We start from the raw sequence: 18,636 nt of genomic DNA on the forward strand, positions 1-18,636 counted from the left end.
GATTTCATGGAACAAGATGTGAATAAATATAAGGCGGCCTTAAAAAAGGCTGCTAATAAAATTGAGGAATTATCTAATAAAATTAATGAGCAAAAAAGTAAAGATGATATTGCAATAATAGGATATTCTTGTAGGTTTCCAGGAGGAGCTAGTGATCCGGAAAAATTTTGGGATATATTATCAAAGGGCATTGATACTGTAACAGAAATTAAAGACAGCAGATTTGATTATCACAAATATTATAGTGAGAATGCAGATGAAGTAGGAAAAATGAATACCAAGTATGCATCCTTCTTAAAAGAAGATATTCAAAAATTTGATAATGCGCATTTTGGAATATCTGCATTGGAAGCCAGCTCTATAGATCCTCAACATAGGTTATTATTAGAAGTAAGTTGGGAGGCTATGGAAAATTCAGCTTTAAATATAGAAAAGCTCAAAGGTAGCAGAACAGGTGTATTTGTTGGAGTAAATTCTTATGAGTATTCTAAGGCGGAAATATTTTCTGGTAATGTTTCTGATATAACACCATATTCAACTACGGGAGCTTCTCTCAATTCCGCTAGTGGTAGATTATCTTATTTTTATGATTTTAAAGGACCGGCTATAACTTGTGATACAGCCTGCTCTTCATCTATTGTAGCTCTAAATCTAGCTGTGGATAGTTTGAGAAATAATCAGTGTGATATGGCAATTGTTGGGGGAAGCAATTTACTGCTATCTCCAGAAAGCTTTATAGGACTTTCAAAATTTAATGGTTTGTCAAAAGACGGAAAATGTAAGGCATTTGATGATTCGGCTGATGGATTTGGAAGAGGGGAAGGCTGCGGTGTAGTAATACTAAAAAGATTTAAGGATGCAAAAGCTGATGGAAATGATATTGTAGCCTTGGTAAAAAGTGTTTTTGTTGGACAAGATGGAAGATCGAATGGTTTTACAGCTCCAAATGGAATATCCCAACAAAATGTAATTAAGCAGGCGCTTAATGATGCTAACTTAACTGTAGATGATTTAGATTATGTAGAAGCACATGGAACGGGAACTGCATTAGGTGATTCTATTGAGGCACATTCAATATCAGAAGTTTTTAAATCGAGAAAAAAAAGAATACTTATAGGGTCTGTAAAGTCAAATATTGGACATTTAGAGGCGGCATCCGGGATGGCAAGCTTGATCAAAGTATTGTTATGTATTGAAAGGAAAAAAATTCCACCTAGTATTAATTTTGAAACTCCTAATCATAACATTAATTGGGATAAGATTAAGGTGGTAGACAGATTGATTGATTGGGATAATTCTAAAGGAATTAGAAGAGCGGGAATAAATTCATTTGGGTTTAGTGGAACATTGGCTCATGCAATAATCGAGGAGTCGCCAACTGAAGTCACTAATGAGAATCTAGATACATTGCCATATTATATAATGACATTTTCAGCTAAGAGTGAAAAAGCGTTAAAAGATTATATAGGCACTATGAAGGAGTATGTATTAAAAGAAAAAAAATCAATAGGTGATATTGCTTATACTACTAATATTAGTAGATCATATTTAAGGTACAGGGTTGCTATTATAGGAAAAAATAAAGAAGAGTTTGCTCAAAAAATTGAACAGATGTTAAATAAAACAAATAATAATGATTACATATTTAAAAAGGATAAAGTTAATGGTAATAAAATTGCTTTCTTATTTACAGGGCAGGGTTCAATATATAAAGATATTGCAAAAAATTTTTATAGAACATCGAAACCTTTTAGAGAAATTCTTGATTTATGTAATAAAAAATTCAAAGATATACTTAACATATCAGTAATAGATGCAATTTATGGTGATGATGATAAATTGATAAATAGTCCTATATATTCACAACCTATAATATTTTCAATAGAATATGCATTAACAAGGCTATGGAATGTGATTGGAATTAAACCTAAAGTGGTTATTGGACATAGTATAGGCGAATATGCGGCTGCTTGTTATGCCGGACTTATAAGTTTAGACGATGCTGTAGCAATGATTGCGCAGCGTGGAAGAATGATGGACTCAATAAATATAGATGGCAAAATGGTTGGAGTTCTTACAAACATAGATAAGGTAAAGGCAGCAATTGAAGAAAGTGGTGTGAAAAATGTTTCAATAGCAGCTATAAATGCACCTGAAAATGTAACTATATCTGGCTTAAGTAATGAGGTAGATAAAGTTGTTGCAAATTTACAACAAAAGGAAAGAGTATTTATTAATAAATTAAATATATCACATCCATATCATTCATCTATGATGAAAAAGTATGCTAATGATTATGACAAAAATATAGGAGACATTAAATTTTCAAAGCTAAAAGTTAACATGATATCTAGTATAACTGGTAAATTAGAAAATGAAGAAGTTTTAGGCAAAAAAAAGTATTGGGTAGAGCATTTATCAAATACAGTAAAATATGAATCTGCTATTGAAGAAGCTAGAAAACTAGGAATCAATATTTTTATTGAAATTGGAGGAGATGCAACCTTAGCAGGTTTGGCCAATCAATGTATAGAAGATGAAAAAATAAAGTTTTTACCTTCTTTAAGGAAAGGAATAAACAATTATAAACAATGGTTTAATTCAGTTTCTACATTATTTTTAAGTGGTATGGAACTAGATTGGAATTCATTTTATAAAACGTATAAAACAAGCAAAGTAAAACTTCCTAATTATCGATTTCAAAGAAAAAGGTTTTGGAGGGATATTATGAATAAAGATATTAAAGTTCAAGAATATGAAAAAAATACGATAAAGCCAAAAGAAATTGAAGAAATTCAACAGAAAAGTGTAAATAAAAAATCATTAAAAAACAAAGAGAAAATAGAATTAGAATTACAGGAAATGATAAAGTCAATAACTTTAATGGAAATAGATGAAATTGAAAAAGATATTAATTTATTTACACTAGGATTTGATTCTTTAGTATTAGTAACATTTAATAAGAAAATAGCAAATAAATACAAAATAAATATATCCTTAAATGAGTTTTTTACTAAGTTAGATACTATAGAGAAAATCGCTGAATATATTTATGAAAATACGGATGAACCTGATATGGAAGATGAAAATGTTGATACCGTAAAAGATTTAACATCTTTACAAGAAAATAGTACTAGTGTGAATACTATTGATTCAGCTAATCAGGTTAAAGTTAATAAGAGGGATAGAGAATATTCTTTGGAGGGTATTGGCTCAGTACAGCAGATATTTAATAATCAGATACAAGTTATGTCAGAACAGCTTCAAATTATTAAAAAAATAACTAATGGTGATAGTAGACAGGCAGTAAGTGCTCATAAGAGTCTAGTACCAGTGAAAAATAAGGAAATTAATAAAAATCATTTAAATGAAAATAAAATTAGCAAAAATACTAGAGATTATTATGTTCCATATAAAAAATTAAATTTGACAGAGAAAGAAAGATTAAATGATTTAAAGTTAAAATACGTCAAAAGTATAGAAAAGAAATATACAAGTTTCACTAAGAATTCAAAAGAAAATACACAGAAATATAGAAAAGTGTATGCCAATAATAGAAATGTAGCTGGCTTTAGACCTTTGCTAAAAGAAATGATTTATCAAATTATAGTCCAAAAAGGAAAGGGTTCTAAGATTTGGGATATTGACGGAAATGAATTGATTGATTTAACTATGGGATTTGGAGTAAATTTATTTGGACACAATCCAAGTTTTGTAGAGAAAGCATTAAAAGAGGAAATAGGAAATGGAATGCCTTTAGGACCTATGGGGAGATTAGCAGGAACAGTTGCAAAACAAATAAGTGAATTAACAGGAGTTGAAAGAGTAGCATTTTACAATACAGGAACAGAAGCTAACATGGTAGCAGTTAGAATAGCTAGAGCTATTACAGGTAGGAAAAAAATTGTTGCTTTTGCAGGTTCATATCATGGAACGTTTGATGGTTTGCTAGGATTATCTGTTAAATCAAAAGATGGTAGTAATGTTTCAATTCCATTAGCACCTGGCGTTATGGAGAGTATGGTTAAGGATTTAATAATATTAGATTATAATAGTGAGGAATCATTAGAATTTATTAAAAATAATCCTGAAGATATTGCAGGTGTATTAGTAGAAACAGTGCAGAGTAGAAGACCAGATGTCCAGCCAAAAGAGTTTCTAAAGAAATTGAGGCATATAACTGAAGAAGAAGATATTGCATTAATCTTCGATGAAGTAATTACTGGTTTTAGAATATCAGCTGGAGGAGCACAGGAGTATTTTGGAGTGAAGGCAGATATCGTTACATATGGCAAGGTCGCTGGAGGCGGAATGCCTATAGGTATCGTCGCAGGGAAATCAAAGTATTTGGACAGTATAGATGGTGGAATGTGGAGTTATGGTGATGACTCTGTCCCAACTTGTAACGAAAAAAGAACTTTTGTAGCCGGAACTTTTTGTCATCATCCACTGGCAATGGCAGCAGCGCATGCAACATTGAAATATATAAAAGAAAATAAAGACACTATGTATAAAAAATTGAATGAAAAAACTAATAATTTTGTAGTTAGGATAAATAAATATTTTGAAGAAGAAGATGTACCTATAAGGGTAGTGAATTTCGGATCATTATTTAGGTTTGTGTTAAAGGGAGATTTTGAAATTTTCTTCTATGGATTGCTTGAAAAAGGTATATATATATGGGAAGGTAGAAATTGCTTTTTCTCAACTGAGCACTCTAATGAAGATATAGAAAAGTTTATCTCAGCAATAAAATTAACTATAGATGAGATGAGGGAAGCAGGATACTTTGATGGAATGTCAATGCGATCCGTAAAAAAAAAAGAAACTACATTAAATAAACAAGTACAACAATCGGTAGTTCCAATGTCAATGGTACAGCAGCGATTATATACACAAAGTTTAATTAAGGACCAAGATCCATATAATATTATATCTGTATTTAAGGTTAAAGGAAAATTAGATATAGATAGATTAGAATCTGTGCTTAATAAAATAGTAAGACGTCATGAAAGTTTAAGAACAAGATTGTATGTTGAAGAAGGAAAATTCAAACAAGAAATTTTAAAAAGTATTAACTTTAAAGTGACTAAGGTAAAAAAGGAAAATGGAAAGAATTTAAATGATTTAATAGAAGAATCAATTACAAAGTTCAACTTATCGGAAGCACCTCTATTTAAAGCAACTTTAATAAATATAGAAGATAATGATAACATTTTGATTTTTGATTTTCATCATACAATAGCAGATGGAATGTCTATGAATGTGTTTGTACAGGAATTTATTAAATTGTATGCTAATGAAAGTCTTCCAATTGTAAATAAACAATATAGAGATTTTGTGGATTGGGAGAAGCAGTATGTAGATTCAGATGATATTAAAATCAGTGAAAAATATTGGTTAAATAAGTTGTCAGGAGATATTAATATAGTAAATCTTCCAGCAGACTATCCAATTAAATCAGAAGTGAGCTTTGCAGCAAATACAGTTAAAATGAAGATTTATAATAATGTAGTAAGTGGTTTAAAAGTGATAGCAAGACGTAATAAATGTTCTCTGTATATGATATTAGTATCTACATTTAATGTTTTACTTAAAAAGTTATCAGGAAATGATGATATATTAGTAGGAACTCCTGTAACAAATAGAGCAGATGGATTATTTGATGAAAGTATTGGAATGTTTACTAATACAATTGTACTTAGAAACAATCCATCAGATGAAAAAAAGTTTGAATCTTTTTTAAGTGAAGTGAAACAAAACTGTTTAGAAGCTTATTCACATATGTATTATCCATTTAATTTTTTGAATAGCAATGCTAATAAAAGCAAAAATGGTGAAAATTCATTAATTAATGTTATGTTTGTGTATGAGAATGTAAATCAAAGAATATTTAAAATAAACGATTTAGAAGTAAGCCCATATGAGTATAAAGCTAAGGTATCAGAATTCGATTTTATAATAGAAATTCTTGAAGAAAACGGAATATTTAATATTAATTTAACTTATAAAACGGATTTGTTTAAAGAGGATACTGTTAAAAGATGGGGTGAATATTATAAAAATATCTTTGATTTTATTTTGAATAAAAATAACGAAGATTTTAAGATTAAAGATATAGATATAATTGGAGAAGATGAAAAGAACAAATTATTATATGAGTTTAATGATACAAAGGCAGAATATCCTAAAGATAAGACAATAAATGAATTATTTGAACAGCAGGTAGAAAAGACGCCGGATAATACAGCAGTGGTATTTGAAGATAAAGAGCTAACATACAGAGAGCTTAATGAAAAGTCTAACTCTTTAGCTAGAGTGTTAAGAGAAAAAGGAGTAGGATCAGATGTTATAGTAGGAATAATGGTAGAACGTTCTTTAGAAATGATAGTAGGAATATTAGGAATATTGAAAGCTGGAGGAGCATACATGCCAATAGATCCAGAATATCCAGAAGATAGAATAAAATACATGGTTAAGGATAGTAAGATAGGGATAATATTAACCCAAAGGAAGTTAGTAAGTAAAATATTGTATGATGGAGAGAATATAGATTTAGAAGACAGTTCATTGTATGGGAGAGAAAAGAGTAATTTAAGCAAAGTAAGTGGAGCAGATAATTTAGCATATATAATATATACTTCAGGTACAACAGGAAAACCTAAAGGGGTAATGATTAAACATTCAGGAATAAGTAACTTAAAAGTAATGTTTAAAAATGATATAAAAGTGCAGGAAAATGATAGAGTATTGCAGTTTGCAAGTTTTGCATTTGATGCTTCTGTATTGGAAATTACAATGAGTCTGTTAAATGGTGCACAGCTTAATATAGTATCAAAAGAAGTAATTAACAATTATTTAAAATTTGAAGATTATTTGAATAATAATAAAATAACAATAGCTATACTACCACCAACGTATTTAAATAGCATGGACAATAATGAAATAAAAACGCTGAGAATATTGATAACTGGAGGATCAGCCATAAAAAAAGAATTACTAAATAAATGGAGCAATAAAGTAAAATATATAAATGCGTATGGACCAACTGAGACTACAATATGTTCAACTATATGGCATTATAGTGATAATGCAAAAGAATTAGACACAGTTCCAATTGGCAGACCAATTAATAATTTAAATGCTTATGTTGTAAATAAAAATTTGAAATTAGTGCCCATAGGAGTAGCAGGAGAATTATGTATAAGCGGAGATGGACTAGCAAGAGGGTATTTAAACAATGAGAAGTTAACAGCAGAGAAATTTGTAGAAAACCCATATGAACCAGGACAAAAGATGTATAAAACAGGAGACTTAGCAAGATGGCTGCCAGATGGAAATATAGAATTTATAGGAAGAATAGATAATCAAGTAAAGATAAGAGGATTTAGAATAGAGCTTGGTGAAATAGAAAATAGTTTATTAAAACTTGAGGGAATAAAGGAAGCAGTAGTAATTAGTAGGGAACAACAAGAAAATAAATGTTTATGCGCTTATTATGTTTCAGAAAAGGAATATAGTATTAAAGAAATAAGGAGAGAACTTAAAAAGAATATTCCTGATTATATGATACCATCATATTTTATATGCCTTAAGCAGTTACCAATTACTAAGAATGGAAAAGTGGATAGAAAGAAATTACCAATTCCTGATGAACACATAGATACAGGAGTAGTATATGAAGCACCACGAAATGAAATAGAAAAGATATTAGTAAAGGTGTGGAAGGATATATTAAATTCAAAGAAAATAGGAATAACTGATGATTTCTTTAGTCTAGGTGGAGATTCTATAAAAGCAATTCAATTAGCATCAAGAACTAAAGCAAAAGGATATAGTTTTGAGATAGAAAAATTATATGAGAATTCAACAATAAAAGATTTAAGTAAATATGTTAAAAAGAATGAAATGGAAATCAATCAACAAGTTGTAAAAGGAAAAGTGAAATTAACTCCTATACAAAAGTGGTTTTTTGAAGAAAAATTTCAAGAAGAAAATCATTGGAATCAAGCAATTATGCTATATAAAAAAAATGGGTTTAACATAGACATATTAAATGAAGCATTTAATAAAATAATTATTCATCATGATGCCTTGAGGATGATATTTAAAAAAGAAAATGGAGAAGTTATTCAAATTAATAGGGGAATAGAAGAAAAGTTATATGATTTAACTATATATGAAAACTTAGAAGAAAAAGAAATAACAGAAAAATGTAATGAAATTCAAAGTAGTATTAATTTAGAAAAAGGGCCGTTAGTTAAATTAGGATTATTTAAAACAAAACTAGGGGATCATCTACTAATAGCAATACATCATTTGGTTATAGATGCAGTATCATGGAGAATTTTATTTGAAGATTTAGGAAGAGTATATACTCAAATAGAAAAAGGTGAAAAAGTAACATTTGCGGAAAAGACCACATCCTTTAAGGAATGGTCGGAAAAGCAAAATGAGTATTCGAATTCTTATAATATAAGAAAGCAGATTGAATATTGGAATAGTATTGAAGCTAAAAAAGTTAAAAAACTTCCAAAAGATAAAATTACAAGAAGTAAAGAGGTAATGAGCCAAAGCTTTGAATTAGGGAATCAATATACAGAGGATTTGCTTAAAAAAGTAAATAAAATATATAATACTGAAATCAATGATGTTTTATTAGCAGCATTAGCTTTAACAATAAGCAATTGGACCGGTAATGAAGAGACATTAATAAATCTAGAAGCTCATGGAAGAGAAGATATAATAAAGGATGTTGATATAAGTAGAACTGTAGGTTGGTTTACATCACAATATCCAGTAATATTAAAAGCGTATAAAGATATAAGTGATACCCTAAAAAATACTAAAGACATGTTAAGAAGAATACCGAATAAAGGAATGTCATATGGAATAATTAAGTATTTATCAAAGCAGAATATAGATTGTAAGTTAAAGCCAGAAATTTGTTTTAATTATTTAGGACAAGCAGATAGTGACATAAGGGATAATATATTTAAGCTGTCAAGTATAGATTGTGGAGATTGTGCTTCAAAAAGTAATAAAAGTTTATACTCATTGGATTTTGAAGGGATAGTATTAGAAGATAAATTAAATATTTCAATAACGTATCTTAAGGATGAATTTGATTATAGTACAATAGAAAAATTAATAAAAGATTACAAAGTAAATTTGATTAATATAATTAATCATTGCATGAAAAAGAAAGTTTCAGAGATAACAGTATCAGAGATAACAAAAGAAGAAATAAAATTTGATGAATTAGAAAAATATAAAGATGAATTAGACAATATCAAAGATATATATCAACTTTCACCAATGCAAGAAGGTATGTTATATAATGCTTTATCTGCTGAAAAAGATGCATACGATATAGTTATGAGTTTAGAGATAGAGGGATATATAGATAAAGAAATTTTAGATAAGGCATTTAATAAGGTAATAGAAAGACATGATATTTTAAGAACTAAGTTTGATTATTCTTCTTTTAAAGGAAATATGCAAGTTGTCTATAAGAATAGAAAAACTAAAGTAGAGTATATTGATATATCTAATAAATGCTGTGATAAGGAAAAGTATGTAGAAGTATTAATTGATAAGTATAGAAAAAATGGTTTTGATTTAAGTAATGATATATTAATAAAATTAATACTAATTAAAATGGAGGATAATAAATACAATTTAATTTTAAATAATCACCATATTTTAATGGATGGATGGTGTATTGGATTAGTAATAAGCGAATTATTTAAAATTTATAATGAGATAAAATATGGATACAAAGCTAATCTTAATAATGTAATACCGTATTCAAAATATATAGAGTGGCTAAAAAATAAAGATGTAAAAGCAACAAAAAATTATTGGATAAATTATTTAAAGGGATATAACGAAGTAGCTAAGGTACCATTTGAAAAAGAAAATAGAAACAATAAAGTAAATAATAAGGAAATATCCTTGATTTTAGACGAGGAAAAGACTGAATTGATAAACGATATTGCTGAGGGAAATAAAGTTACTGTGAATACAGTAATACAAAGTATATGGGCAATACTTCTTCAAAAATACAATAATATTGATGATATAGTATATGGATATGTTGTGTCAGGAAGAAGTCCAGAGATCAAAGGAATAGAAGATATGGTTGGATTATTTATAAACACTATTCCATTAAGAATAAAATTCACAAAAGATATGGTTTATGAAGACTTATTAAGAAGCATAAGTAATACAACTTTAGAAAATAGTAAGTATGATTATTTAGGTTTGGCTGAAATACAAAACTTATGTGAAGTTAAAAATAAATTAATAAACAATATATTGATATTTGAAAATTATCCAATAGATTATAATGAACTAAGTAAAGAAATATTAACAAAAAATAATTTAAAAGTACTTAATTGTAATACTGTAGAAGAAACTAATTATAATTTTAATATAGTAGTATCTAAAGATAAAAAAATAACAATAGAATTTAAATATAATGAAGAAACGTATTCAACTCAGGATGTTTCAAAGATAAAAGCTCATTTTGAGAATGTAATAAAGCAAATTATAGAAAATGAGAATATAAAAATACAAAACATAGAAATAGTAAGCACCGAAGAAAAAAACAAATTAGTATATGAGTTTAATAATACAAGATCTAATTATGAAAAGGAAAAAACAATAACTGAATTATTTGAAGAACAAGTTGAAAAAACACCTAATAATATAGCAGCAATATATGAAAATGAAAGTATAACTTATGAAAAATTAAATGAAAAGGCTAATTCATTAGCAAGAGAACTGGTTAAAAACAAAGTAAAGCCTAATGATGTAGTAGGATTAATTGCAAATAAATCAATAAAAATGATAGTGGGAATTATAGCAATATTAAAAACAGGGGCAGCATATATGCCGATAGATTATAAATATACTTCAGATAGAATGAATTTTATGTTAACTGATGCAAAAGTTAATGTAGTTTTAGGTGAAGATAATCTTTTGGAAAAGGTTGATGTAAACAGGAATACAATAAATATAAATGATAAGAAAATATATAGAAATAAAAAAACTAATTTGAACATTGATTTTAACAGTGATAATTTAGCGTATATAATATACACATCTGGATCAACGGGAACACCTAAGGGAATTTTGATAAGACAGTATAGTGTAATAAGGGTTGTTAAAGATACAAACTATATACAAATAAATAGCAAAGATTCAATTTTACAATTGTCAAGTTATGTATTTGATGGATCTGTTTTTGATATATATGGCGCACTGCTTAATGGTGCAAGACTTGTTATACCAAATAAAGATGATATTTTAGATTTGAAAAAATTAGGTAATTTAATAAAAAAAGAAGTCAGCATATTTTTTGTAACAACAGCATTGTTTAATTCATTAGTAGATGTAAATGTTGATTGTTTAAAAAGTGTTAGAAAAGTATTGTTTGGCGGAGAACGTGTATCTTTAAGCCATGCCCAAAAAGCATTAAAAGTTTTGGGGAAAGATAAAATAATACATGTATATGGACCTACGGAAAGTACAGTATATGCAACTTATTATCCATTAAATGAAATAAATAAAGATGATACAACGGTGCCAATTGGAAAAGCTATTTCTAATACTAAGTTGTATGTACTAGGAAAGGATAATGATATAAAGCCTATAGGTGTACCAGGAGAATTGTGTATTGGTGGAGATGGTCTTGCTGCAGGATACCTAAATAATGAAAGATTGACAAAGGAAAAGTTTATAGACAATCCATATTGTGCAGGAGAAAAAATATATAGAACTGGTGATTTAGTAAAGTGCCTTCCAAGTGGTGATATTGAATTTATTGATAGAATTGATCAACAAGTTAAAATCAGAGGATTTAGGATTGAACTGGGTGAAGTTGAAAAAGCCATTGCAAAAATAAGTGGAATAAAAGAAAATACAGTGATAGCAGTGGAAAATGGAAATGGTAAGGCTTTGTGTGCATACTACGTATCAGAAAGGAAATATACTATATCAGAGTTAAGGGAAGAGCTAAAAACTATATTGCCACAATATATGATACCGGCGTATTTTGTTAGTATGGGAAAAATGCCATTAACTAAAAATGGTAAAATTGATAAAAAGGCATTACCTGAAATAGGAGATGACATTGAAACTGGTAATAAGTATATAGCTCCAAGAAATGAAGTGGAAAAGGTAGTGGCTTTAGTTTGGCAAAGTGTATTGGAAGTAAAAAGGATTGGAATAAATGATAATTTCTTTGAATTAGGTGGAGATTCAATAAAAGCAATACAGGTTATTGCTAAAATGAATGCTAAAGGATATTCTTTTGGATTTAAAGATTTATTTAATAATCCAACAATAAGAGAATTAATAGGGCATATAAAACAAAGGAGTGTAACTATAGATCAAAGTGAAGTTAAAGGTGAGATAGAGCTAACTCCTATACAAAAATGGTTTTTAGTGCAAGATAATTCGTTGAAAAATCATTTTAATCAAGAGCTAATGTTGTTTAGTAAAGATGGTTTTAAAAAGGAATTTATTGAACAAGCTTTTAATAGGATCATAAAACATCATGATGTATTGAGAGCAGTATATGTGAATGGTAAATTTATAAATAGAAAAATAGATGATAAGCTATATGACATAAGTATATATGATTTAAGAGGAAAAAATGTAGAAAATAATTATATAACAAATTTATGTACAAACATTCAAGCAAGTATGAATTTGGAGAAAGGACCGCTTGTAAAGTTAGGATTATTTAAAACTGACGAAGGGGATCATTTATTAGTAGCAATACATCACATGGTTGTAGATGATGTATCCTGGAGAATAATACTTGAAGATTTTAATAGTATTTATAATGGATTAAAGAATGGAGAAAATGTAAAGTTACAACCTAAAACAACATCTTTTAAGGAGTGGGCAGCAAAACAAAAAGAGTATGCTTCTAGCTATAAATTAAAAAATGAAATCAGTTACTGGAATAAATTATCACAATTAAAGGTTAAGAAGTTATTTAAGGATTATGAACCTAAAAATTTGAGCTTAAATACAGTACGCCATAAGACAATGACCTTAAATATGGAGGATACTAAAAAACTATTAACTAAAGTAAATATAGCATATTCAACAGAAATCAATGATATACTCTTATCGGCATTAGCCTTAACTATAGGAAATTTTAATAAATCAGATGAAATATTATTTAATTTAGAATCACATGGAAGAGAAGAAATAATAGAAGGTGTGGATATTAAAAGAACAGTAGGTTGGTTTACTAGCCAATGCCCAGTTGTTTTGAAAAAAAGTAATGATTTATCAGAACTAATTAAAAATACAAAAGATACATTAAGGAGAATGCCAAATAAAGGAATAGGATATGGAATATTAAAATATTTATCAGATTATGAAATAAAGGATTTAAACAAACCAGAAATAAGCTTTAACTATTTAGGACAAATTGATGAAAATATATCAGGAGAAAATTTTAGATTATCTAAAGTTCAATCAGGAGAATCTATAAGTAGGGATAGTGAAAGATTATATCCATTAGATATAGTGGGAATTGTAGTTGATAAAAAATTAGAGATAACTTTATCCTATAGCAGTGAGGAATATAAAGATGAATCTATAGAAAGTCTATTAAAAAGTTATAAAGAAAATATTAAGTTAATAATAGACCACTGTATGTCAAAAAACAATGTAGAAATAACTGTTTCAGACATAACTAAGGAAAATATATCTTTAGAAGAGTTGAAGAATTATTCAATGGAATTAGAAAATATCAAAAGCATATACGCATTAACACCAATGCAGGAAGGATTACTCTATGAATCTATAGTAAGAGGCGGAGAAACTTATCATATAAGTATGGAAATTAGGGTTATAGGGAAACTAAATATAGACATATTAAATGAAAGCTTTAAGGAATTAGTAACTAGACATGATATATTTAGAACTAATTTTGATAGTATAAGTTTTAAAGAAAATATGCAAATAGTATATAAGACTAGAAAAGCAAATTTAGAGTACAGAGATATAAGGAACATAGATGTTGATAAAGAGGAGTATATAACAAACCTTATTAAAGAAGATAGAAAGAGAGGATTTGATCTATCAAAAGATTTATTAATAAGATTGTTTGTGGTAAGAATTGCTGAAAAGGAATATAGCTTAATATTAAGTAATCATCATATAATTCTTGATGGATGGTCTTTTGGAATAATAAGTGGTGAACTATTTAATATCTACAACAGTATTATGTCAAATATTCATGAGGAAGTAAAAAAAGAAGTTCCATATGAAGATTATGTTAGATGGATAAAGTCACAAGATAAAGGTAAGGCATTAAATTATTGGTCGGATTATTTAAGTGGATATGATAACAATATTGAAATTCCATTTAAAAAAGAGAAAGTTAGTGAGGGAAAACCACAAAAATGTGTATTAAAAATAGATAAAAATCAAACTAAGTTAATCGAATTGTTAGCAAAGGATAATAATGTTACTATGAATACTATATTGCAAAGTATATGGGCTATTCAGCTTCAAAAATACAATAATGTAGATGATGTGACATTTGGTTTTATAGTATCAGGAAGGGCTACAGAAATAAATGGAATTGATAAAATGGTTGGATTATTCATAAATACAATTCCATTAAGGGTGAATACAACACTTGAGAAAAAGTATAGTGAAGTAATAAAGAAAATAAATTTGGATTTTATTGAAAATGAGAAATATAGATATTGTTCTATAGCAGAAATACAAAATATTACACAACTTAAATCCGGTTTGACCAATACACTAATGGTATTTGAAAATACTCCTATTGATAAGAATATTATAAATAAAAATATACTGGAAAAAGCTAATATAAAAATTACAAATCCTAAATGCTATGAAGAAATAAACGATAACCTTAATTTGAAAGTGACGCCAGGAGAAGAAATAGTTGTAGAATTTATTTATAATGATGGAGTATATAGTGAAGAGGCAGTTAATAAAATAAAAAGCCATTTCGAGAATATATTAAATGAAGTAATAAAAAATCCAAATGTGTCAATTGATGAAATAGAGATGCTAGGTGAAGATGAGAGAAGAGAATTATTAGTCGATTTTAATGACACATATATGGATTATAAAAAGGATACTACTATACAGGAATTATTTGAATATCAGGCATGTAAAAATCCACAAAAGGCAGCAGTATTATTTGAAGATAAGAAAATGAGTTATAGTGAATTAAATATGAGGGCTAATTCTTTAGCTAGTTTATTAAGAGAAAAAGGTATTGGATTAAAACACATTGTACCTATTCTAATGGATAGGTCCTTTGAAATGGTAATTGGAATACTTGCAGTATTAAAAGCCGGAGCGGCATATTTACCAATAGATCCAGATTATCCAGAGGATAGAATAAATTATATATTAAAAGATAGTAAGGCACAAATTATACTTACCACTAAGGGAATAAGAAAACAAAAATCATTAGAAATAAAAAAATTTATAGAAATAGATAATAAGGAACTTTATACTAATGAGATTGAAAAGATTGATAATATCAACAATGAAAATGACTTAGCATATGTAATATATACATCAGGAACTACGGGGAAGCCTAAAGGTGTAATGGTAGAACATAGAGGTGTAATTAATCTTAAGTATTGGTTTGAAAATGAATTAGGTATAGGACAAAATGAAAACATATTACAATTTGCAAGTATAGCATTTGATGCGTTTTCATGGGAATTATATATGTCATTATTGCTAGGGAATACACTTTGTATACCATGTAAAGATATAATAATGAATCCAGATTTGTTAAATAAGTACATTAGGGATAACAATATAACAACAATATCCTTGCCACCTTTTATGGCTGCCAATTTAGAGGAAGATAATGGATTGAAAAGAGTTATTACAGAGGGAAGTGAATTGAGATTTGAACAAATTTCACACTTACTAAAAAAAGTAGATATTTTGAATGCATATGGGCCAACAGAAGATACGGTATGTACTACGTATTATAAGCTCACAAAGAAAATCCATAGTAGAATACCTATAGGAAAACCTATAAAAAATCATAGAGTATTAATATTAGATAACAGTAATAAATTAGTGCCTGTAGGATTAAAAGGAGAATTGTGTATATCGGGTGTGGGATTAGCAAGAGGATATTTAAACAATGAAGAATTAACTAAGAAAAAGTTTATAGAAAATCCATATGTTAAAGATGAAAGATTATATAAAACAGGAGATGTTGCAAGGTGGTTACCTGATGGAAACATTGAATATTTGGGAAGAATAGATAACCAAGTGAAAATAAGGGGATTTAGAATAGAGATGAGTGAAATTGAAGAAGGCATATTGAAAATCCCTGGTATTTCAGAAACAGCGGTAATAGATAAAGAAAAAGATGGAATGAAATATATATGTGCATATTATGCATCTAAAGATGATATGACAATTAATTTATTAAGGAAGGCATTAATGAAGAGCTTACCTAAATATATGATACCGTCTTATTTTATTAGAATAGATAAATTACCGTTAAATACAAATGGTAAAGTTGATAGAAAATTACTACCTGAGGTTGGAAGACAAATAAAAACAGGAGTACAATATGAAGGACCTCAAAATGAACTTGAAGGTAGGATTGTAGATATTTGTGAGGAAGTATTGGGATTAGAACGACTTAGTGTAAAAGATAATTTATTTGAGGTAGGAGCAGATTCAATACGAATTGCAAATATTTGCGGAAAATTAAAAAAAGTTAATGTAAATATTTCAATAAATGATATGTTTTACTATGAGAATATAAGAGATATTTATAATAATTGTATTGGTGAAAAAATTTCTTCAGATGATAAAATAGATGACAATAATGAAATTACTAATCTAAATATAAATGAAATAAAACAAAACTTAAATAATCAAATAAGCGAGTTTAATAGTGCTATTTTAGAACAAAATAAAGTTAGAACGTACCCAATGTCAGCAATGCAACAAATAACAAGAGAAGCAAATAAGACTTGTAGTGGATGTGTAATAAACCTTGATTATAATATTAATGTGGAATTGCTTAAAAAAAGTATAATAAAAGTTATAAATACACAAAGTTTATTAAGAAGCACTATTATTAAGGTAGGCTACAAAATAGAGATACAAGAGTATGATGTGGTAAAAGATATTAATATACCATATTTAAATTTAGAAAAAGTAAGTGAAGATGAAAGGGAAAATGTTAAAGAGTATATAATAAATAAATTTTATAAAGAAAATTTTGAAAATAAAGATGAAGTATTCAATAAGATATTATATAAAGTAATTATAGTTAGATTGTCAGATACTAACTATAAGGTATATATTCCGTTTAATCATTTGTTCTTTGATGGAATGAGTATGGAGATAATTAAGGCAAATATACTAAAAGCATATTCTAACAATGCTAAATTAGAAGAGGGTAGATTATTAAGGTATGATGAATATGTTAAGCAATTGAGTGAAGGACCACAGCAAATAACAGATGAAGAATTAATGGAAAAGTTTGATTTGAATAACTTCAGAGAAAGTTTAAAAAAGTATTTATTGAAATTTAAGGCTAGCAAATTAATAAATACAACTATATCAATAAGATTAACTAAGGATATTCAGGATTATATAAATGAAACACAGTGGGATTCGTCATTGAAAATATTTTTAAAAATTTTAGAATTGAATTTTGAAATTGAGGATATACCATTTACAATGATATATCCTGGAAGAAGATATAAAGGTAATAATTATTATAATACAATTGGAGAATTCATTGATATAATACCTTTACATGCAGAAAGAGGTAAATGTTTAAGCGCAGATCATGTGAAAAGTTTAATTAACGCTATATATGAGAAAAATATTAATTTTACAACATTACTACGAAACAAAAAGTTAAAAAGCAAATATAAAAATGTCAGTAAAGCATTAGAAGATGTTTATACAGGACAGATAAATATTCCGATTTTTAATTATATAGGTTTATATGATTTTAAATCTGGAATCAAAGAATTTTACGAAAAGAGCTGGTTATATAAAACAAAAGAATTATCTACTGAAATAAGTATCATGCAAAAAGAAAATAAACTAATCATAAGATTATTCTGCGAAAATAATAGAATAACAGATATTACAAAAGGACTTCAAAGGTATATTTATAATTTAAACAAAGATTGATTCAATAATGTTAAGTAGATGTGAGAACATCAAAAGATTTGTGCAAATTAAATATTTGAGTATTAATATAACTGGAAGTTTAGTTTTCCAGTTATATTTTTAATACTTCTAGAAATGCTAAAACTCAATATCATGTATTTTTATTTTGTGCAAAAATGGTTTATATACTGACTTTATAATTTGTACAAACTAAATAAAGTATTTGTAGTATAAATTACCTTTCGTGTTTCTTTTGCATAAGAAAAATAAGTAGATAATTTATCCGAATTTTTATACTATGAATCTATTACAGCTTCACTAATCTAAATTCCTAAAATTTTAATAAGGATAAGAATGAAAAACACATTTTTATCCTTATTTTTAGTGATCCCAGCATGGGCGCTTACTTGTCGGTGAAAGTCCGATACGTGGATTGATAGTAGCAAC

General features: G+C 27.6%; 1 protein-coding gene. It reads left to right on the forward strand.

Annotated features, from left to right (window positions below; all coding sequences use genetic code 11):
- Window positions 1-6: 6 nt before the first annotated feature.
- Window positions 7-18,210, forward strand: a complete 18,204-nt coding sequence (locus tag BEE63_RS15895; protein ID WP_066022306.1) for a hybrid non-ribosomal peptide synthetase/type I polyketide synthase — start codon at window positions 7-9, stop codon at window positions 18,208-18,210.
- Window positions 18,211-18,636: the final 426 nt, after the last annotated feature.

The sequence above is a fragment of the Clostridium pasteurianum genome, assembly GCF_001705235.1.
In the GTDB taxonomy this organism is placed as follows: Bacteria; Bacillota; Clostridia; order Clostridiales; family Clostridiaceae; genus Clostridium_S; species Clostridium_S pasteurianum_A.

Coding starts and splice junctions, on each gene's coding strand:
- BEE63_RS15895 (WP_066022306.1), top strand. CDS start 7: ATGGAACAAGATGTGAATAAATATAAGGCGGCCTTAAAAAAGGCTGCT.